The 20,313-nt window shown below is 36.6% G+C and carries 17 protein-coding genes and 1 pseudogene; 13 read left to right on the top strand and 5 right to left on the bottom strand.

Going from position 1 to position 20,313, the window contains the following annotated elements; all coding sequences use genetic code 11:
* Positions 1-208: 208 nt before the first annotated feature.
* Positions 209-961: a hydrogen peroxide-dependent heme synthase gene (gene hemQ, locus NKG37_RS04560; RefSeq protein ID WP_016202535.1), complete on the bottom strand. Its 753-nt coding sequence runs from the start codon at positions 959-961 to the stop codon at positions 209-211.
* Between the two features lie 499 nt (positions 962-1,460).
* Here hemQ and pta point away from each other — a divergent pair, with 499 nt between their 5' ends.
* The 3 genes and pseudogenes from pta (at position 1,461) to NKG37_RS04545 (ending at position 3,810) form a co-directional block, all read left to right on the top strand.
* Positions 1,461-2,438: a phosphate acetyltransferase gene (gene pta / locus NKG37_RS04555; protein WP_016202534.1), complete on the top strand. Its 978-nt coding sequence runs from the start codon at positions 1,461-1,463 to the stop codon at positions 2,436-2,438.
* Positions 2,439-2,567: 129 nt separating this feature from the next.
* Positions 2,568-2,696, top strand: a pseudogene (locus NKG37_RS04550) (GNAT family N-acetyltransferase); the annotation flags it as partial.
* Between the two features lie 268 nt (positions 2,697-2,964).
* Positions 2,965-3,810 (top strand): octanoyl-[GcvH]:protein N-octanoyltransferase, encoded by an 846-nt coding sequence (locus NKG37_RS04545; RefSeq protein WP_254415874.1) that lies wholly within the window; start codon positions 2,965-2,967, stop codon positions 3,808-3,810.
* A 453-nt stretch (positions 3,811-4,263) separates the two neighbouring features.
* Here the strand turns inward: NKG37_RS04545 and NKG37_RS04540 are convergent, their stop codons facing one another.
* Positions 4,264-5,067, bottom strand: coding sequence for an RsfA family transcriptional regulator (locus tag NKG37_RS04540; RefSeq protein ID WP_254415873.1), 804 nt, complete (start codon positions 5,065-5,067; stop codon positions 4,264-4,266).
* 204 nt (positions 5,068-5,271) lie between these two features.
* Positions 5,272-6,606, bottom strand: coding sequence for an MFS transporter (locus NKG37_RS04535; RefSeq protein ID WP_016202531.1), 1,335 nt, complete (start codon positions 6,604-6,606; stop codon positions 5,272-5,274).
* 278 nt (positions 6,607-6,884) lie between these two features.
* Between NKG37_RS04535 and NKG37_RS04530 the strand changes: the two genes are divergently transcribed.
* From NKG37_RS04530 to NKG37_RS04520, 3 genes are all read left to right on the top strand, one after another.
* Complete coding sequence (locus NKG37_RS04530; protein ID WP_016202530.1) at positions 6,885-7,109, top strand: YuzB family protein; 225 nt, start codon at positions 6,885-6,887, stop codon at positions 7,107-7,109.
* 236 nt (positions 7,110-7,345) lie between these two features.
* Complete coding sequence (locus NKG37_RS04525) at positions 7,346-8,647, top strand: HD domain-containing protein (RefSeq protein WP_016202529.1); 1,302 nt, start codon at positions 7,346-7,348, stop codon at positions 8,645-8,647.
* Between the two features lie 41 nt (positions 8,648-8,688).
* Positions 8,689-9,195: a YwgA family protein gene (locus NKG37_RS04520; RefSeq protein WP_016202528.1), complete on the top strand. Its 507-nt coding sequence runs from the start codon at positions 8,689-8,691 to the stop codon at positions 9,193-9,195.
* Between the two features lie 56 nt (positions 9,196-9,251).
* On the opposite strand, the gene NKG37_RS04515 is transcribed toward NKG37_RS04520, so the two are convergent.
* Positions 9,252-9,437, bottom strand: coding sequence for a 2-hydroxymuconate tautomerase (locus tag NKG37_RS04515; protein WP_016202527.1), 186 nt, complete (start codon positions 9,435-9,437; stop codon positions 9,252-9,254).
* Positions 9,438-9,665: 228 nt separating this feature from the next.
* Here NKG37_RS04515 and NKG37_RS04510 point away from each other — a divergent pair, with 228 nt between their 5' ends.
* The 3 genes from NKG37_RS04510 to NKG37_RS04500 all read left to right on the top strand — a co-directional run bounded on the left by NKG37_RS04510 (position 9,666) and on the right by NKG37_RS04500 (position 13,285).
* Positions 9,666-10,304 (top strand): site-2 protease family protein, encoded by a 639-nt coding sequence (locus NKG37_RS04510; RefSeq protein ID WP_016202526.1) that lies wholly within the window; start codon positions 9,666-9,668, stop codon positions 10,302-10,304.
* A 104-nt stretch (positions 10,305-10,408) separates the two neighbouring features.
* Positions 10,409-10,918 (top strand): YwhD family protein, encoded by a 510-nt coding sequence (locus NKG37_RS04505; RefSeq protein WP_016202525.1) that lies wholly within the window; start codon positions 10,409-10,411, stop codon positions 10,916-10,918.
* Between the two features lie 438 nt (positions 10,919-11,356).
* On the top strand, positions 11,357-13,285 hold the full coding sequence (locus NKG37_RS04500) for an endonuclease MutS2 (protein WP_169189400.1): 1,929 nt from the start codon (positions 11,357-11,359) through the stop codon (positions 13,283-13,285).
* A 214-nt stretch (positions 13,286-13,499) separates the two neighbouring features.
* Here the strand turns inward: NKG37_RS04500 and NKG37_RS04495 are convergent, their stop codons facing one another.
* Entirely contained in the window at positions 13,500-15,563 is a 2,064-nt protein-coding gene (locus tag NKG37_RS04495) for a transglycosylase domain-containing protein (RefSeq protein ID WP_254415872.1), read from the bottom strand.
* A gap of 270 nt (positions 15,564-15,833) precedes the next feature.
* Here NKG37_RS04495 and speE point away from each other — a divergent pair, with 270 nt between their 5' ends.
* The 4 genes from speE (at position 15,834) to NKG37_RS04475 (ending at position 20,313) form a co-directional block, all read left to right on the top strand.
* The gene (gene speE / locus NKG37_RS04490; RefSeq protein ID WP_254415871.1) at positions 15,834-16,679 is read left to right on the top strand and encodes a spermidine synthase; all 846 of its coding nucleotides are present in this window, start codon (positions 15,834-15,836) and stop codon (positions 16,677-16,679) included.
* Positions 16,680-16,716: 37 nt separating this feature from the next.
* A complete protein-coding gene (gene speB / locus NKG37_RS04485) occupies positions 16,717-17,589 on the top strand; it encodes an agmatinase (RefSeq protein WP_047940781.1) in 873 nt (290 codons plus the stop codon).
* A 674-nt stretch (positions 17,590-18,263) separates the two neighbouring features.
* The gene (locus NKG37_RS04480) at positions 18,264-19,364 is read left to right on the top strand and encodes an SH3 domain-containing protein (RefSeq protein ID WP_254415870.1); all 1,101 of its coding nucleotides are present in this window, start codon (positions 18,264-18,266) and stop codon (positions 19,362-19,364) included.
* A gap of 505 nt (positions 19,365-19,869) precedes the next feature.
* Positions 19,870-20,313 (top strand): YwiB family protein, encoded by a 444-nt coding sequence (locus tag NKG37_RS04475; RefSeq protein WP_254415869.1) that lies wholly within the window; start codon positions 19,870-19,872, stop codon positions 20,311-20,313.

The raw sequence follows: 20,313 nt of genomic DNA, 5'->3' as shown, positions 1-20,313 counted from the left end.
AGATAAGAAGTAGACGGTGAATGTTAGTTCCTTCTTAGGTCATCGCTCACTATTTCATCCTATGAGGAAAAAGAAAAAGTTATGACAAGGAGTTAAGAATTTATATCGAAATCAACTGGATTTATTTAGAGAAGATGCAGTTAATCTTTAAGAGAATAGAAAAAAGAGAATTCTCCAGTAATCTCTACTAGAGAATTCTCCACTTCATTTAGTTTACATGCAAAAAGTTAGTGATTGCCTCTTGTTTAAGAATGGTGCCTACAAAGAAAGAACCAAATTCGCCATAGCGTGCGCTTACTTCATCAAAACGCATTTCATATACTAATTTTTTGAATTGAAGCACATCATCTGAGAATAAGGTTACGCCCCATTCGTAATCATCAAAACCAACAGATCCTGTAATAATCTGTTTTACCTTTCCAGCGTATTGGCGGCCAATCATGCCATGGCTACGCATTAAGTTTATGCGGTCTTCCATAGGAAGCATATACCAGTTGTCTTCTCCTTGGCGGCGTTTATCCATTGGATAGAAGCACACATAACTGGATTCTGGAAGGATTGGATATAATCTAGATTTTACATATGGATTTTCATATGGATCTTGATCTGAATCAGAAGGAAGATAATTACTTAATTCTACAACAGAAACATAGGAATGAGCTGGAATAGTAAACTCAGCTAATTTTGTTTTGTTAAATTCTGTTTCTAGTTGTTGTAATTCTTCCATAGTTGGACGGAGAATCATCATCATGAAGTCCGCTTTTTGTCCAACAATTGTATATAGGGCATGGCTGCCGCTATTGTTTTCTTGAACAACATTCCATTTTTCCAATAAACCTAGAAATTCATTGATTGCCTCTTGTCTTTCATCGTTAGGTAACATTTTCCATGTAGTCCAATCTACTGTTCGGAAATCATGCAGGCAATACCAGCCATCTAATGTTTTTGCTGCTTCACTCATTTATATGTTCACTCCTTATTTAATAACATTTATCCCACTCTTAACGGACAGTAAGACTCCCCCTCAAGCTTATGAGAATACGAGGAAGATAGGTGGGAGATCAACTGTCCGTAAAGGTCCGATTGGTTCAACTAACCATCAGTGGGGGAGGAAGGAAGACCCCCACTGATGGAAGTTTCACTTTATACGATTTTAACTATATCATAGTTTCTCCATATATTAGTGGAATAACCCTTGAAATAATTGTGAACAAATTGTGACTTCTAGAAAAAGGAAGTTTCAGTTCGTCTAAAAAAGTATAATGAAGTTACATATAGGGAATTATCAGATTTATAAACAGAACTTCCATCAATATTTCATCTTCATCTTCTTTGCATTAGTAGATGAACGCATCATGCTTTATATGGGATAAAAATAGAAGAAAGTAAGGAATATTCCTTGAAATTTTATCATGGTAGAGTATCCTATTAAGTGTACATAAAAAGGAGGAAGAAAATTAATGAGTGATTTATTTACAGGTTTAAAAGAAAAAGTAACTGGCCAAAACGTAAAGATCGTTTTCCCAGAAGCATTAGATGAAAGAATTTTAAAAGCTGCTGGTCGTTTAGCAGAAGATAAAGTGTTAATTCCTGTTTTAATTGGGGACATAGAAGAAGTTCAAGCAAAAGCAAAAAATCTAGGTGTTTCTTTAGAAAATGCAGAAATTTATGATCCAAAGAAATATGCTCAATTTGATGCATTAGTCGCTTCTTTTGTTGAAAGACGTAAAGGAAAAGTAACAGAAGAAGACGCGCGTAAAATCCTTTTAGATGAAAACTATTTTGGGACAATGCTTGTTTATGCTAACCAAGCAGATGGTCTAGTAAGTGGTGCAATTCATTCAACAGCTGACACTGTTCGTCCGGCTTTACAAATCATTAAAACAAAACAAGGTGTTAAGAAGACTTCTGGTGTATTCATCATGGTTCGTGAAGATGAAAAATATGTATTTGCAGACTGTGCAATCAATATTACTCCAGACAGCCAAGATTTGGCAGAAATTGCTGTGGAAAGTGCGAAAACAGCAAGAATGTTTGACATTGACCCACGCGTTGCAATGTTAAGCTTCTCAACTAAAGGTTCTGCAAAATCACCAGAAACAGAAAAAGTAGAAGGTGCATTAGCTGAAGCAAAACTAAGAGACCCATTATTAGTAATTGATGGTGAATTCCAATTTGATGCGGCATTTGTTCCATCTGTAGCGAAACAAAAAGCTCCAGATTCTCCAATTCAAGGAGATGCAAATGTATTTGTATTCCCAAGTCTAGAGGCTGGTAATATCGGTTATAAAATTGCACAAAGATTAGGTAACTTTGAAGCAGTCGGACCAATCCTTCAAGGCTTAAATGCTCCAGTAAACGACCTTTCTCGTGGATGTAACGAAGAAGATGTTTATAAATTAGCATTAATTACTGCAGGACAAAGCTTAGCAAAATAATTATTTTTAAAGAAGCTTGGACATAAGTATTTTCAACCAAATAACCCCAAACGATTATACGTACATGCTAAGAAAAGTTCGTATAATTGTTTGGGGTTTTATTTATTTTAAGAAAGAATGAGAGATTGAGGTTCATCAAAGGTTTTAGAAAAAGTTGGGATGTATTTAGAAGGTGGAATGCGTGAAGATTTGTTAATTAAAGATGGTTGGCGTGACTCTTTACTATATAGTGTTTTGGAACATGAATGGGAAAAGTAATATAACTAGTTTTCTTTATCTAAGATGGGCTTCAACGAAAGTAGCATCGTGGAAATGTAAAGCTCAGAGTCTGAGCTATTGAATGTGTTAAATAGTATGTGTTATATGATGTGAATTCCAATGTAATTTTCATTTCCCCATATTAATTGAACTGCTTAGCTTTAGAAAAAGCTCTTTTTTCGTTATAATAAATCATTGTGAATGAATAAAGAAAACTATATCTTTTAAAAATAGGATAGATGGTTGTTAAAACAAAAGGAGCTAAGTGATGGTCGGCAATACTAGTTTGTTAAAACAAGATAAATGGAGAATCATTGATCAGTCAACAACAGGTTTACATGTATCAGCGCTACACTCTTTCGGCATGGATGATACTTTATGTTCCTCTGTTGGAAGTGGCATAGTACCTGCTACGGCACGAACATGGGTACATGATCGGACGATTGTATTAGGAATTCAAGATACGAGATTACCTCATCTGAAAGATGCATTGGCTTTTTTAAAGGAGCAGGGATACCAATACATTGTCCGTAATTCTGGTGGACTTGCTGTTGTGTTGGATAAAGATGTGTTAAATATTTCGCTTATCCTGCCAGAACAGGAAAGAGGAATAGATATTAATAGTGGTTATGAGACGATGTGGGAATTAATTAACTATATGTTTAAAGAATATGGGAAAACGATAGAAGCAAAGGAAATTGTCGGATCGTATTGTCCAGGCAGCTATGACTTAAGTATTGATGGGAAAAAATTTGCAGGCATTTCTCAAAGACGCTTAAGAAGTGGGGTTGCGGTTCAAATTTATCTTTGCATAAATGGCAGTGGAAAGCAAAGAGCGGAAATTATCAAGCAATTTTATGCTGCAGGACTGCAAGGAGAGACAACCAAATTTGCTTATCCAGAAATAAAACCGGAAGTAATGGCTTCTTTAGCTGAACTATTAGACGTTCCACTAACGGTTGATCAAGTGATGACAAAGTTGCTTCTTGCTTTAAAAGATCACGCAGAGTTTTTATTTGCAGATCAATTACAAGGTGAAGAGCTACCACTGTTCGAGTCTTATTATAATCGTGTCGTTGATCGAAACGAGAAAATTATGCAGGCATTTCGTTAAAATCAAAAAGAGGATAAGGAAGGTGATTTTTTGCATCCCTTTCCTTATCCTCTATTTATAATCGAGAATGGTTGCCAACTCCAAAAACTTCTCTCTTTTTTGTTATGCGTTTTATAAGCCGCTGAACGGTCCCTTTCCGCTTTTTAATTACTCCAGCTCCGGCGCCTATCAGCTAGCAAACTTCGGTCTCCTCCCTACGATAAGTCAACATCGACTCACTAGCGTTCGTCGTGTTTCCTTTATCTCAGTCGAAGCCCTCCAGTTTGTACGCTGATAACCAGGCGCCTCCACTTTTTAATCAATCTAGCTCCAAGGGACCAGCGGCTGATGGGCTTCACAACATTTCCCTACAATAAGTCAACATCAGATCGCTATCGCTCTCTGTGTTTCCTTTATCTCAGGAAATGCTGCTCCACCCCACACGCCGCTGAACGGTCCCTTTCCGCTTTTTAATTACTCTGCGACTTTTTCGAGGTTTCCGTTTCGGTCCATTTTAAACTTGGTTGGGCGCTCATCTTCTTCTAGTACCACAAGTTTACGAGCTCTGTTCATGATTTTCATGAGTGTTTCGTAATCTTCTTGCATCATTTCTGAGTTGTTTTCGATTTGATGTAGCTTTTCTTCTAACTCTTTGTTGCGACTTTTGATCGTGGCCATTTCTCTTTTTAATCTTTCATTCTCACTTTTTAAGATTTCCAGCTGTATTGGAGCACTTCGGAAATTTTGTAAGTAAGAGAGAACGGCATCAAAATTAAGTGTGCTAGCTTGATTGTAGCTCACTCCTGAGTAAACAGGAGTTTTCTCTACTTCAATGCTGGTTTGTGGTTCTTCTGTTTGATAGTTTGCAAGCTCATCTTCTTCTGGACTAGTAACATGTGTATCTAATGTTTCTAGTAAATCGAATGTCTCCAACTCCATTGAACCAAGTTCTAAACTAGTGGAAGCAGTAAGAGCCTCGAGATCGTCCACTGTTGGTACTGGTGGTGAGTATAATAGTTTCTTTTTACCACCTTGATCTTTTCCTAGCATCCGTTGACGTTGTTTTCTCTGTTTCTTCGCAAGTTGCAGCGCCTTCTCATATTGATGACGAACGACTGCGTTCCAGCGGAATCCACACGCAGCTGAAGTTCTATTTAATTTATCCCCAACTTCTTCAAATGCGTTTAACTGTGTACTTCCTTCTCTGACATGTCTCAAAACTGTTTCTGCTAATAATAAATCGTTTTCTTCAGACCATGCATCTTGTCTAACCTTCATTCTTAACTCAACTCCCAACTTAATCACGATAAATAAATATTTCTAGTTCCATCTTTTCCAGAAACATGTTTGTTTATACAAAAGAAATACAAGGATAGTAGATTTTTTTATAGTTTAGAAAAAAGGAAAATTAGCGGATAAAGAGGGTTGAAAAAAAGCCGGCAACTTGGCCGACTATTTTTGATACATATACGATTAAATTTTCTATGCTCTTTTTTCTATTAAAGTTCCTTCGTTGCGGATAAAGAAGGCTGATAAAAATGCAAAAATACTTACAATAAATCCGAATAAGAAGAGATGGTGAATACCATCCATAAAGGTAGTACCACTATTTAGCAAAGATCCCATAATGGTTACACCGATTGCTGTTCCCATATTTCGGCAGAACATAAAGAAAGAAGTAGAGATCCCTTTTTCGTGATTTCCTACTAATGCTTGAGCGCCAATAACACCAACAGTACTTAGTAGTCCAAATGCTAATCCTTGAACAATCATGAGGATAAAGACGTACCAGAAGCCGTTTGATTCATTTAATAATACTAATAAAATTCCTGACAGTAATAGTAATGTATTTCCAATTATTAATAGAATGCGATAGCCATATTTTAATATCCATTTACCAGCTGGAACCGACATGGCCATCCATCCAACAGACATACCAAGGAGAGAAACACCACTCCATAGGACAGAAAGGCCAGCTTGGTTTTGCAGGAATAATGGAATATAGCTTGATGTTCCAAATAAGGCCAATGTTCCAACAAATCCATTAAGGAAAATCCAAGTAATTGTTTTATTCTTAAAAATGGATAATGGAACAATAGGAGAAGATTGTCTTTTCTCAAAGAAATAAAATGTGATTAATAGAAGGATACCGACTATAGCAAAAATAAACAGATAACTTTCTAACACGGTAACTAGTAATACACAAGTTATGCCGACTCCAAACAGGACAGCACCAATATAATCTACTTGTGCCTTTTTAGGTTGATAAACTTCTTTATATGGAATCAAAGTTAATAGTGCAATGATGCATACTGGAAAATTAATGTAAAAAATCCATCTCCAACTCAAAAACTCTACAAAAAGAGAACCAAGTGTGGGAGCTAATACGGCAGATAATGCCCACATGCCAGTAAATAATGCTTGGATCTTCCCTCTTTTTTCAATAGAAAAAAGGTCTCCAGCAATGATAGCAGGAAATGGCATCATGAATCCAGCTCCCATTCCCTGTAGTGCGCGGAAAATGACTAATTGAGGCATAGTCGCTGCAATTCCACATAAGAGTGAGCCGATTAAAAAGACGATAATCCCGAAAGCAAACAGTTTCTTTCTACCAAAAAGATCAGAAAGTCTGCCGGCAATTGGTGACAGTATGGTGCTAGCTATCATATAAGCAGCAAAAGACCAAGCGTATAATGCCGTTCCGCCAAGTTCCTCTGCAATAATTGGCATGGTTGTATTCATAATAGTCGTATCAATAGAGGCGATCAACATTGCAAGCACAATGCTGCACATTACTAATAGTCTACTTTTATTCATTTAATAACCTCCCTATATTCAAGAGAAAATTATAACGCATATTGATTAATTAATATAGAGAAGGGAATTAGTTTAGAAAAAATACTGCCGTAGCAGATAGACAAAAATAGCATAGTAGGAGCGGATTTATTCCACAAATTCGTCACTGTTTTACACTCTTTTGCATCTTGCATTGCTAGTGGAGAAGGGGTAAAATACCATATAGTAATGAGTGAGAATGTTGTCGATTAGATGATTGATAACTTTAATAGAGAGCATTTAAAGAAAGGGTTGTCCCAATGGCAAACGAATTTCGTGTTTGCGACGATTGTCAGGCAGTAAATTTAAAAACGTTAATACCACGTTTAAAGCAAATAGATCCAGATGCAAAAATTGAAATAGGATGTCAATCCTATTGTGGTCCTGGTCGCAAAAAAACATTTGCTTTTGTCAATAATCGTCCACTAGCTGCATTAACAGAAGAAGAGTTAATGGATAAAATTAATACAAAGTTAAAAAAATAATAGAAACTCATCTATTATTTGAAATCTTCAAATGAAACAACAACAATGAAAAACAGAGTCTTTGTAAAACCAGAGGAGCTTCCACTAGATAGTTATTTTATGGAGAAAACCATGATTTTTTTCCTTTTTAAAATGCCTACACGGAACCCTCTTTTTCTATCTTTAGAATATGGAGCGTACTCTAAATTACTAGAATGAATAAAAAATAGCCAATAGAACGAAAGAGAGTGAGAAAGATGCCATATTCGACGGATAAGCTAAACGAAGAGAAAGTATTTAAAGATCCAGTCCACCGCTATATCCATGTTCGTGACCGAGTGATATGGGATTTGATTGGGACGAAAGAGTTTCAGCGCCTGCGAAGAATTAAGCAGCTTGGCACGACTTATCTTACTTTTCATGGTGCGGAACACAGCAGGTTTAATCACTCTCTAGGAGTATATGAAATTGTTAGAAGAATAATTGACGATGTTTTTGAAGGCAGAGAAGAATGGAATAATAACCAAAGATTGCTTTCTTTATGTGCCGCACTCTTACATGATTTAGGACATGGTCCTTTTTCTCATTCGTTTGAAAAAGTGTTTGATCTCGATCATGAAGAATTTACACGCAGAATTATCTTAGGAAAGACAGAAGTAAATAAAGTCTTAACAAGAGTAGAGAAAGACTTTCCCAAAAAAGTGGCCGAAGTAATCGCAAAAACATCAAAAGAAAAACTAGTTGTTAGTCTAATCTCCAGTCAAATTGATGCAGATCGAATGGATTATTTACTAAGAGATGCATACTTTACAGGGGTTAGCTACGGAAATTTCGATATGGAAAGAATCTTGCGTGTCATGCGTCCACGTGAAGATCAGGCTGTTATTAAGAAAAGCGGAATGCATGCTGTAGAAGATTATATTATGAGCCGTTATCAAATGTACTGGCAGGTATATTTCCATCCAGTGACAAGAAGTGCGGAAGTAATTCTTACGAAGATTCTACATAGAGCGAAACATTTACACGAACAGTTCTACTCTTTTAAATATCACCCCATTCATTTTTACTCACTTTTTGAAGAAGAGACATCCTTAGAGGACTACTTGAAATTGGATGAGGCTATTATTCTCTATTATTTTCAAATGTGGCAAGAAGAAGACGATACTATTTTGAAAGACCTTTGCCGCAGGTTTATGAACAGGAATCTTTTTAAATATGTTGAGTTTGATCCAGCGAAAGAGTATAAGAAACTCCAAGAATTATCTGGGTTATTTCAAAAAGCGGGATTAGATCCGGAATATTATTTAGTTGTAGATTCCTCGTCTGACCTACCTTATGATTTTTATCGACCTGGGGAAGAGGAAGAACGGTTGCCCATTCATCTATTGATGAAAAACGGAGAAATAAGAGAGCTTTCCAGAGAATCGGAAATAGTCGACAGTATCTCTGGAAAAAGAAGAACCGATCATAAGCTGTATTTTCCAAAGGACATTTTAAAGGATGACAGTTCTAAAGGGAAAATCAAAAAACAAATTCGTCAATTGTTGGATATTCAATAGATGTATGTCTTAGGATTAAATCGAGTAGGAGATGACCCAATTTGTTAAAAGATCATGCCAAAGTAATGAAAGCAATTGCTGCTTCGGGCGAAATTATTGGAAGAAAAAAGCTGCAAAAAATGATATATATTGCGAAAAAGCTTGATTTTCCGTTTCATGAAAAATATCAATTTCACTTTTTCGGTCCCTATTCAGAAGAGCTGACCTTGCGAATCGAAGAACTATGCAATATGGGATTTTTAAATGAGATAAAAGAAAAAAAGGGAGGCTATTTCCAATACCGTTATACCTTAACCGATAATGGGAAAGAGTTTCTGGCACTTAATGAAGTGGAGATGCCTAATTTATCGCCTTGTCTGGAAGATATGAATGGCCAGAATTCAAGATTTCTTGAACTTGTTTCAACCGTTCTATTCTTTGATACTTTACCAAAGGAAGAAGTGAAAGAAAAAGTTTTTACTTTAAAAGCAAAGCAAAAATATACAGAAGAAGAAATAGAGATAGCCTACACATATATTGAAAGCTTAAAAGAGAAAACCATTCATTAAAAAAGATCCTACCATGCAATGAAACGATTTGCTTGGTAGGATCTTTTTTAATGGCATTATTGATCACTTAGGCGTTTGCCTGCAACAGCGTAATGGTTTGTAGGCATTTCCTCAATGAAGACAACTACTTTTTCCTTTGAGGCACCTGTTGTTTCTACAACAGCATCGGTTACTTTTTCTACTAGATTTCGCTTTTGCTCTTCTGTTCTACCTTCTAACATCTTTACAGTTACGTATGGCATCTGTTAGTCCTCCTTGGTTTTTGTTAGTAGTTTTTCATATTTTTTGAAAAAGTGCAAGTTTCTAATCATTTCTTTGTAATTAAAAGGGGGGATTTTTATTTGCTCCTTTCCTAGGAAAAGAAAATTTTCCTTTCCAATTTATAATCATGTATAATTTTAGAAGGAAACATTACTAGATAGAAAAAAACGATTTTCCGTAGAAACTGTTTATAGAGGGGAGCTAATCATTTGTTATTTTCGCAAAATTTGGCGGATTTGCCTTATATTATTATTTCCATTGTTATAGGTTTTACCTTCCATGAATTTGCACATGCATACGTAGCTTATAAATTTGGAGATCCAACAGCGCAAAAGCAGGGAAGATTAACGCTAAATCCTATCGTTCACATCGATCTCATTGGTGCAATCTTTATTTTGATTGCTGGGTTTGGATGGGCGAAGCCAGTGCCAGTTAATCGTCATTACTTTAAACGACCGAAATTAGCTGGAGTATTGGTTTCTCTAGCGGGACCTGTTAGTAATTTAATACTAGCTTTTCTTGGTTTTATTATTATTGCACTATTAATAAAGTTAAATGTTCCAGTAGGAAGTAATTTTGATTTATATCCGTTTTTTCAAATTTTTGTCTATATGAATTTATTACTTTTTGCTTTTAATTTAATTCCGCTACCACCTCTAGATGGCTACCGAATTATAGAAGATCTAGTTTCCTCTCGAGTTAGAGCAAGAATGTCTAAGTATGAGGTATATGGATCTATTTTATTTATTGTATTAATTGTTACCGGTTTATCAAGTTATACAATATTCCCTTGGATTGAGTTTGTGCGAGTCTTTTTCCTTCAACTGTTTAATCAATTATTATTTTAATTTGTTAGAATGGAAAAATTGTCTTTCTTGCACGACAAATAAGAATCGTTAAGCAGTTAGCAATCCGCGATCGCTTAGAATAAATCGCAGAAGGAGTATGAAAAATGGAAGAAAAAAAGAAAAAAACAGTAGGCTTTAATATTATTAAAAATGACCCAACAGATGGGCATAAAGGTTTTGGAATTGGCAGTCTTAGTTTAGAAAATGTATCTCCTGTTATTATTGATGTGGAAGCAGGAGAAGCAATCGTTGATATTGGGGCGATGCATGCAAGGAGTGCTGTAGAGCGTGGTATCAAGTTTTTAAAAAGTAAAGAAGAAGTGCCAAATGGCAAGGCTTATTGGCTAGTATGGGTAACGATTGACCGCAAGCCTGAAGGTCCTTACTATGCTGGGGTAACAGCTTGTGAAATGACCGTAGATCGTTCGATTCGCAGAGGCTATAAATCCTTGCCAGACCATGTGAATAAGATGGATAAAAGTATGAAAAGGCATATTATGGTTGATAATATGGATGATAAGTCTAAAAAGGTGCTTGCTGATTTCCTAAAAAATCATGATCAGCAACTCTGGGATAACTCCCTAGAACAGCTGAAAAAAGACTTGTTAGGATAATTTTTTGAAAATGTTGACAAATGTGAAGAGAAATCGATAAACTAAAAGAGAAACAAATAAGGCTACGGATAATAGCAACAAACTATCCGAAAAAAGCCTTCAATAAAAAGCCCTTTTAAAGGAGATTGTTTTATGAGTGTGAGTGTTCTTAACTAACCGTTAATTTTATACGGCCTTGAATGTTGTTAAAAAATCGGAATTCTACCGGTTTATTTAGCATGCGAATTTCAAGGAAGGTTAAGAATAAGCCTCGTAGCGAGCAATAGACGATCCAAGCTATGGCATATTTGTCATAGCTTTTTTACTTTATTGCGAAGGATTTCCTTATGCCGCAAACAAGCGGATAGGTTTACCCAAAAAAGCTAGTGTGAGCGTTTGTTCATGCTGGCTTTTTTCTGTTTTCAAGGGTTTTTCAAGAAAAAATCAGGAGGTAATTAAATGAATCAACAGACATTTGAAGTATTAGGCTTCTATAAAATTTTAGAGGATATAGAAGCTTATGCGAAAACAAATTTAGCGAAAGAAACCATTCGGAAGCTGCGACCCATTCATGATAAAAGAAAAATGGAGCAGTCGATAAAGGAAATAGAAGAGGCTATAAAAATTATAGAAATATCTAGTAGTGTTCCCATTCATACGCTTGATGAAATGTCCCTATATTTAAGTCAAGCAAAAAAGGGGATTTATATTCGAGCAGATCAATTTCCATTTGTTATTTCCTTTTTAGAGCATTGCACAAAGCTTAAGCAGTTTATGCGTGATAAAGAATTTGCTGCTCCGAATGTTTCACTGTATGTTCAATCTATCCCTGATGTTAGGGAGCTTACAGAAGAAATAACAAGATGTATTAGGCATAGTAATGTCGATGATTACGCATCTAGTGATTTAGCCTATTTAAGAAGACAGTTATCTATCTTGACAGATCGGGTTAAAGAAAAGGCTAACCAACTAGTGAAATCAAAAAAATATGCAAGTTATCTTCAAGACAAAATTGTGTCCGAGCGTAATGGACATTTGACTCTCTCTGTTAAAAGAGAATACAAAACCAAAATGCCAGGAAGTGTACTTGATACTTCTGCATCTGGTGCAACGGTATTTATCGAACCAATTGAATTGGCAGATATGCAAGCGGAAATAGAAACAATGAAGCTGGCAGAAGAGTATGAGGTAGAACGAATTTTATATGAATTAACAGAAAAGCTATTAGCAGAGGAAAATGCGATAAATCTAGCTATCGAAACGATGCATTATTATGATGTTTTGTTTGCGAAAGCAAAATACAGCAGAGCAATTGATGCAAAGTCTCCCGTTTTAACAGATGACTATATGATTCATTTAAAAGAAGCTCGTCATCCAATGCTTGGGCAGAAGGCAGTCCCTTTAACCATTTTATTTGGCGAAGAGCATCGTGCCCTCGTTATTACAGGGCCAAATACAGGTGGGAAAACAGTAACATTGAAAACAATTGGTTTATTAACAATGATGGCACAATCAGGCTTGCTAATTCCTGCAAAAGCAGGGAGCAAAATAGCGATTTTTCAGCATATATTTGTGGATATCGGTGACGGACAAAGCATTGAACAAAATTTAAGTACGTTTAGTTCAAGGCTAGTGAATATTATTGATATTTTAAGAAAAACCAATGACCGTTCGCTTGTATTGCTTGATGAGCTAGGATCTGGCACAGATCCTGGAGAAGGGATGGCCCTCGCTATTGTAATTTTAGAACAGCTTTATCAAAAAGGAGCAACATTATTTGCGACGACTCATTATAGTGAGATGAAGGAATTTGCGGATCAAACAGAAGGGTTTTTAAATGGAACAATGGAATTTGATATCGTTACATTACGGCCGACATATAAGCTGTTATTGGGGCAAAGTGGGAGAAGCCAAGCGTTTGAAATTGCAAGCAAATTAGGACTGCACCCTGAGCTTATTGAAAAAGCGCATGAGATAACGTATAAAAAATATCGGAACTTCCATGATGATCAAAATGTAAATGATCCAAGCTATAAGCAACAGGTAGTTGTTAATAAATATGCCCGCAAATTAGGAATGACAAGGCCGGTTGATACGCCAAGAGCACAAGAGCCAATATTTGAGCAAGGAGATAATGTAATTCTTACAGAGACGAATGAAATGGGAATTGTTTACCAAGGACCAGATGCACAAGGGAGATATATCGTGCAGGTTCGCCAGGAAAAAAGAATAGTCAATCAAAAGCGATTGAAGCTTTATATTAAAGGAACAGAGCTTTATCCGGAAGATTATGATTTTGATATTATTTTTAAATCAAAAGAATATCGAAAAATAAGCAAGCAGCAAAAAAGAAAATATGTAGAAGACGTTTGGTTGGAGGAAGAATGAGGAGAGCGGCAAGGTAACAGAGAGAGGTTGTCTAAGCCCATTTGGAAGAGGAAGAGAGAGAAAAGATAACGGAGAGAGGATCTCTAAGCCCTTTTTAAAACGGAACAGCCAAAAAGGTAACAGAGGCGAGGTTTTGCCTCGCCATCATCCGACCAAAACAAAAAAGCATACCCCGCCAAAAATAGGCGGCAGTATGCTTTTTCAATCTTTGCTTCTACCAAGGTAAAATTCGTTTATACCATGGTACCTTTTCATTTGTTTTTTCCTTATTTGCTGGTTTTTCACTGGAATCGTCTTTCGGTAGATCAGCACAATATTCTGTCGGTACAGTTTCCTTCGTAAAGTACATTATTCTTTTTGTGCCACACGCATTTGATGCAAGTTTACCGCTCTTAGGGTCGATATATACACCAACTGTTCCTTTTGTAGGAGTGAACCCTTTGATTGGCTCTTTATTCAAGCTTTGTTCCATAAACTGAGCCCAAACTTTCTTTGCATATGTTTTATCAGCTGTTAACGTGATGGGTTCTCCTTGATCATATCCGGTCCAAACGGCTGACACTAATTGCGGGGTATAGCCAATCATCCAGCTGTCTGATTCTGTGGAACCAGATTTACCTGCATAAATTCTTGTAATATCGTTTGCGATGGTACTTCCCGTTACAGAGGCATAGCCACTTAAATTAGGGTCAAACATTCCTGTCATCATTTGGTTCATGACAAAAGTTAAATCTGTATCTAACACTTTCTCTTTCTTTGCTTTATGTTCATAGAGAATTTGTCCATCATTTGTTTCAATTTTTGTAATGAAAACAGGAGAAACACTGTTTCCTCCATTGGCAAACATACTATAGGCATTTGCCATCTCGATTACCCGCACATTAGAGGTTCCTAGAGCAAGTGAAGGTACTTCTTGTAAATCGGTTGTAATGCCGAATCTTTTTCCTGTTTTTACTAATGTATCCTGCCCTAAAAACAAATGGGTTTTAACAGCATATACATTATCGGAAACCGCAAGTGCCTGTGCCATTGTAATATTGCCATCTGCATATCGATTATTAAAATTATGCGGTGTATATGGATCTCTGCCGTCATCAAAACGGAAGGTCGTTTTCTCGCTACTCATCATGGTCGCTGGTGTAAATCCATGTTCAAGTGCTGCGTAATACAACAAAGGTTTTATCGTCGAACCAGGCTGACGACTAGCTTGAGTTGCTCTGTTAAATGGGCTTTCTTCATAATTTCTTCCACCCACCAATGCTTTAACATAGCCTGTAGTTGGATCCATAGCTACAAAGCCTATTTGTATATTACTATCTTTGTTTATCGTGTGATTAATGGTTTCTTCTGCAATTCTTTGCTGCTCGGTATTCAAGGTAGTGTATACTCTTAATCCGCCTAATTGAATCGTTTTTTCATCCAGGTGAAGCTGGTTTTTCAAAATGTTTTTAACGCTATCTTGAAAATAGGGAGCTGTTTCCATATTTGCGTTCGGGAATTCTCCTACTAGAGATAGCTTTTCATTTAAAGCTATCTTTTTATCTTCTGCTGTTATATAGCCATTTTCAATCAAGGAATTAAGGATAATGCTTTGTCTTTTTTTTGCATTCTCCATTGATGAAAAGGGAGAATAAATACTGGGTCCCTTCGGAATACCAGCAAGCATGGTAGCTTCTGCTAGCGTTAGTTTTGATGCCTCTTTTCCAAAGTAATATTGGCTCGCTGCCTCTGCTCCATATGCTCCGTGGCCATAATAAATTGTATTTATATAGCCCTCTAGAATCTCATCCTTCGTATAAAATATTTCTAGTCGAAGTGTATAAAAAGCCTCTGCAATTTTTCGCTTCCATGTCTTTTCATGCTCTAAAAATAAGTTTCGGGCATATTGCTGCGTTATCGTACTTGCCCCTTGTACTTTTGCCATTGCTTTTATGTCTGCTAAAATAGCACCGCCAATTCGTTTATAATCAAAGCCGTGATGAGAATAAAAGTTCTTATCTTCAATGGAAACAGTAGCATCCACTAAATATGGGCTAATATCATCGATGGATACCCAATATCTTTTTTGCCCATTACTGCTTTCTCCAATGATACTACCGTTATCTGAATAATAGATAGTTGACTGAGAAACGGCTAAAGGAGGGGGGCCAAGTGTACGAGCGTATACATAAACTCCGATAAAAATGATGCTTGCGGTTATCATGAAAAGGAGTCCCAATATCACGAGTATGCGTAAATACTTTCCAGAGTTTTTTAATTTATTGACAATGACTTCCAATACATGACACCTCCTAAGTAGAAATTTCTTTGTTTTTTATCGTTATGAAACGAAACGAAAATAGATAGCACTAGTATGTGGTAAAGATTGGTGTTTTAAACATTTTTATCATGGAATATAAAAAAATTCTTTGCATTTTTACGAATATGCACTATACTTTTTTCGTGTTTGTTATTTGTTTGATTGGGAAGTATAAAAAGAAGATTGTTTTCATTAGAAATGTTTCTTTTTTGATTGCTTTAACTAATCAAATGAATGGAGGATATGAAAATGGGAATTTGGTTTACAGAAAAGCAGACCGATAATTTTGGAATTACAATGAAAATCAAACGTACATTACATACAGAACAGACACCGTTTCAAAAGTTGGAGATGGTAGAGACAGAAGAGTGGGGAAATATGCTGTTATTGGATGATATGGTGATGACTTCTACCAGAGATGAATTTGTTTATCATGAAATGGTAGCGCACATTCCATTATTTACCCACCCGAAACCTGAGCATATTCTTGTTGTTGGCGGCGGTGATGGCGGAGTTATTCGGGAAGTATTAAAGCATCCAAGTGTTAAAAAGGCGACGCTTGTAGATATTGATGGTAAAGTAATTGAATATAGTAAGCAGTTTCTACCAGAGATAGCTGGAAAGCTGGATGACCCAAGAGTGGATGTACAAGTAGGTGATGGCTTTATGCATATTGCCAAAAGTGAAAAGGTCTATGATGTAATTATGGTAGATTCCACAGAACCAGTGGGACCTGCTGTTAATCTGTTTACAAAAGGCTTCTATGCTGGGATAGCGAAAGCTTTAAAGGATGATGGACTTTTCGTTGCTCAATCGGACAACCCATGGTTTAAGGGAGAGCTTATTCGCTCCGTACAAAGAGATGTAAAAGAAATATTTCCAATAACCAGATTATATATCGCTAATATACCGACATATCCAAGCGGAATGTGGGCGTTCACAATTGGATCAAAGCAATATGATCCATTACAAGTGTCAGAGAGCCGTTTCCATTCAATAGAAACCAAGTATTACACGAAAGAATTACACAAAGCAGCCTTTATTCTACCGAAGTTTGTTCAAGATCTTTGTGAAGGGGATAGTGAATCAATTTAGACTTAAGCTGTTTTGAATAAAAAAGGAGTGATTACCAATGCGTTTTGATGAATCATATTCAGGAAATGTATTTATTAAAAGTTTTCCAAATTATGAAGAAAGCCAAGTAGTATTGTACGGTATGCCAATGGATTGGACTGTTAGCTTCCGCCCTGGGTCCCGTTTTGGCCCTGCCCGAATTCGCGAGGTTTCGGTTGGCTTAGAAGAATACAGCCCATATTTAGATAGAGAGCTGGAAGAGGTAAAATACTTTGATGCGGGAGATATCCCGTTGCCATTTGGAAATCCACAGCGAAGCTTAGATATGATCGAAGAATTTGTGGACAAAGTATTAGGCGATAATAAATTCCCACTTGGAATGGGTGGAGAGCACTTAGTATCTTGGGGCGTATTCCAAGCAATGTATAAAAAATATCCAGATTTAGCAATCATACATATGGATGCTCATACAGATCTTCGTGATGAGTATGAGGGGGAGCCGTTATCTCATTCGACACCAATCAAAAAAGTAGCAAATTTAATTGGTCCAAAGAATGTTTATTCTTTTGGTATCCGCTCTGGAATGAAAGAGGAGTTCCAATGGGCAAAAGAAGTTGGCATGCATATTTCTAAGTTTGAAGTGCTAGAGCCTTTAAAAGAAATCTTGCCAACACTTGCAGGCAGACCTGTATATGTAACAATTGATATTGATGTATTAGACCCAGCACATGCGCCAGGTACTGGTACAGTAGATGCAGGGGGAATTACATCAAAAGAATTATTAGCGTCTATTCACGAAATTGCACGCTCCAATGTTCAAGTAGTTGGGGCAGATTTGGTAGAAGTAGCACCAATTTATGACCCATCTGAGCAAACGGCAAATACAGCTAGTAAATTAATCCGTGAAATGATCTTAGGATTCGTAAAATGATCATTTCATAGATAGTCCTAAAAAGGGGATGGGACATAAGTATTCCAGCCAAGGATAATTCCGAACAATTATACGAAGATGCTAATGAATGTTCCGTATAATTGTTCGGGCTTTTATTTGTTTTTCAAAGGATGTTTCCATGAAGTTTGGTGCGATTCCCCGCAGCCGGAATACACTTCGCTTTCCATGGGGCTCGCGCTGAGCCGCGGTCTGCCTGTGGCCTGCAGGGTCTCAGACTGTCTCGCTAATCCCATAGGAGTCTTCGTGTATTCCGGCTGCTCTGTTTTTCCAACTAATTATATTTCCTCTTGTAAAAAGTATGCGAAAGCAGCCGCTATTTACTAGCTATATTAGAAATTGTTCGTCTTTACAGAGTATCTATTTAGTTATGTCCCATCCTCTTTTTTGTGGACTCTGGTTTAATAAATAGATTCTAGAAATTCCTAGGAAAAATGCTTTGTATATATGTTAAAATATAGAAAATAATGAAAAAGCTGAGTTATGATGAAAGGGATCCATACTAGTAGCTGGCAATGGAAATATAGTTGCTTTGTAATCTGCTTTTTAAGAAACTGAAATAATCATCTGATAAACTTTATATGAACCATTTTTGCTGCAATTTTTATATGTAAAATAAGATGGAGCATGACATTTACATAGGGAGAAGGAATAAAATGAGTAAAAAGATTTTTGTTATATTAATAGGGATCATAGTAGTATTTGCAGGCTTTTATTCGGCAAATACCGTGCAAGCTGCCAGCAAAAAAACGAAATATGTTACAGCAAGTTCCCTTAATATAAGAAGTGGAGCTGGTACCTCGTTCAAAGTAGTAACGACGGTAAAGAAAAATCAGGCTGTAACAGTAACCCAAACAAAAGGGTCTTGGGATAAGGTGACAGTTGGAAAGAAAACAGGCTGGGCATCCAATAAATATTTAACAACAAAGAAGCCGGCAGCAAAAGCAGCAACAACGACGAAAACGATGTATGTCACAGCAAGTACGTTGAATGTGAGAAGTGGTGCAGGTACCACTTACAAAGTAATTACAACAGTCAAAAAGAATCAATCTTTAAAAGTATCGCAAACAAAGGGTTCTTGGAGCAAAGTAACGGTAGGCACCAAAACAGGCTGGGTTTCGAGTAAATATCTAACAACAAAAAAGCCAGCTGCACCAAAAAATTTGGCAGCAGGTCTAAAAACAGTGGGGAAAAATAAGCAATTGATTCTTGTAACATCAAATGGTTATAATACATCCTCTGCTGAAATTCGCACATTTGAAAAGAATACAAAAGGAGAATGGGTTCCAGTTCTAACTACAGCTGGACACATCGGTAAATATGGATTTACATCAAATATGAGTGAAGGCGGTAAAAAGTCACCCATTGGGAAATTTACAATAGGGACAGCTTTCGGTACAGAAAAGAACCCTGGAACAAAATTATCTTATCGAAAAATTACCAATGACGATGTATGGGTAGATGATCCAAAATCTAAGCTCTATAACACGTGGCAGTCTAAAAAGAAAACTAGCGGTCAGTGGAAGAGTGCAGAAAATATGAATGTGCCGGCATATAAATATGGTTTTGTCATTGACTACAACACAAAACGCATTCCAAACAAAGGAAGTGCAATCTTTTTCCACATTGGGAATAGTTACACCCTTGGATGTACGGCAACATCAGAAGCAAATGTAGTGAAGATTCTAAAATGGTTAGATCCTTCTAAAAACCCGGTAATTATACAAACACCAATTAAAGAGATAAATAACTATTAAAAATGAAGGGGCTGGGACAAAAGTATTCCAGCCAAGGATAAATCCGAACAATTATACGAAGACGCTTATGAGAGTCCGTATAATTGTTTGGTTTTTTATTTGTTTTTAAAAGGATGTTTCCATGAAGTTTGGTGCGATTCCCCGCACCCGGAATACACTTCGCTTTCCGTGGGGCTCGCGCTGAGCCTCCTCAGCTTCGCCTCCGGGGTCTCAGACTGTCTCGCTAATCCCCGTGGCGTCTACGTGTATTCCGGCTGCTCTGTTTAACCAACTAATTATATTTCCTATTGTAAAAAGTATGCAAAAGCAGCAGCTATATACTAGCTAAACTAGAGATTGTTCATCTTTACAAAGTATCTATTTAGATATGTCCCATCCTCTTTATCATTCTTAAACAATGATTAAATTTATTATATGCGCATCATTTGACGAACCTTCTTGCACTTCCCCTATAAAAAATTTATACTTATAAAGTTACACAGTAAAAGAAAAGGAAGTGTTGTCGTTGTCTCAAACATCAGCGCAACAGGTGCCTGTAAAATTACAAGTTACAACACATATATATAATGGGAAAAATAAAGAAAGTATTGAGTGGATTGGGTTTGGTCAATACTTAGAAAAAGATACTAGTAAATATATAAAATATGAAGAAATCATAGAAGAAGGCACTATTAAAACAATTATAAAAGTCACTGGAAAAGAAGGTTTAATCCTTCGAAGCGGGGCAGTGAAAATGCGCCTGCCTTTTCTGATTAATAAACAAAAAATTGGCAGCTACGAAAGTCCGTACGGTGTCTTTCAAATAGTAACAGATACAAAGAGGCTTGCGTTAGAAGTAGAAGAGCAAGCAACAGCAGGATCATTAGATATTTTATATGATTTAAAAATGCAAGGCAGCAATAATGGAACCTATCATATGACTATTTCATTTAAGGAGGAGACAGAGTAA

Origin of the sequence: Niallia sp. RD1 (assembly GCF_024219955.1) — a bacterium.
Lineage (GTDB): Bacteria > Bacillota > Bacilli > Bacillales > Cytobacillaceae > Niallia > Niallia alba.
This window is presented reverse-complemented; position numbering and strand designations above follow the sequence as displayed.

Coding starts and splice junctions, on each gene's coding strand:
- NKG37_RS04545 (WP_254415874.1), top strand. CDS start 2,965: ATGGTCGGCAATACTAGTTTGTTAAAACAAGATAAATGGAGAATCATT.
- NKG37_RS04500 (WP_169189400.1), top strand. CDS start 11,357: ATGAATCAACAGACATTTGAAGTATTAGGCTTCTATAAAATTTTAGAG.
- speB (WP_047940781.1), top strand. CDS start 16,717: ATGCGTTTTGATGAATCATATTCAGGAAATGTATTTATTAAAAGTTTT.
- NKG37_RS04535 (WP_016202531.1), bottom strand. CDS start 6,606: ATGAATAAAAGTAGACTATTAGTAATGTGCAGCATTGTGCTTGCAATG.
- NKG37_RS04515 (WP_016202527.1), bottom strand. CDS start 9,437: ATGCCATACGTAACTGTAAAGATGTTAGAAGGTAGAACAGAAGAGCAA.
- pta (WP_016202534.1), top strand. CDS start 1,461: ATGAGTGATTTATTTACAGGTTTAAAAGAAAAAGTAACTGGCCAAAAC.
- NKG37_RS04505 (WP_016202525.1), top strand. CDS start 10,409: ATGGAAGAAAAAAAGAAAAAAACAGTAGGCTTTAATATTATTAAAAAT.
- hemQ (WP_016202535.1), bottom strand. CDS start 961: ATGAGTGAAGCAGCAAAAACATTAGATGGCTGGTATTGCCTGCATGAT.
- NKG37_RS04540 (WP_254415873.1), bottom strand. CDS start 5,067: ATGAAGGTTAGACAAGATGCATGGTCTGAAGAAAACGATTTATTATTA.
- speE (WP_254415871.1), top strand. CDS start 15,834: ATGGGAATTTGGTTTACAGAAAAGCAGACCGATAATTTTGGAATTACA.
- NKG37_RS04525 (WP_016202529.1), top strand. CDS start 7,346: ATGCCATATTCGACGGATAAGCTAAACGAAGAGAAAGTATTTAAAGAT.
- NKG37_RS04480 (WP_254415870.1), top strand. CDS start 18,264: ATGAGTAAAAAGATTTTTGTTATATTAATAGGGATCATAGTAGTATTT.
- NKG37_RS04530 (WP_016202530.1), top strand. CDS start 6,885: ATGGCAAACGAATTTCGTGTTTGCGACGATTGTCAGGCAGTAAATTTA.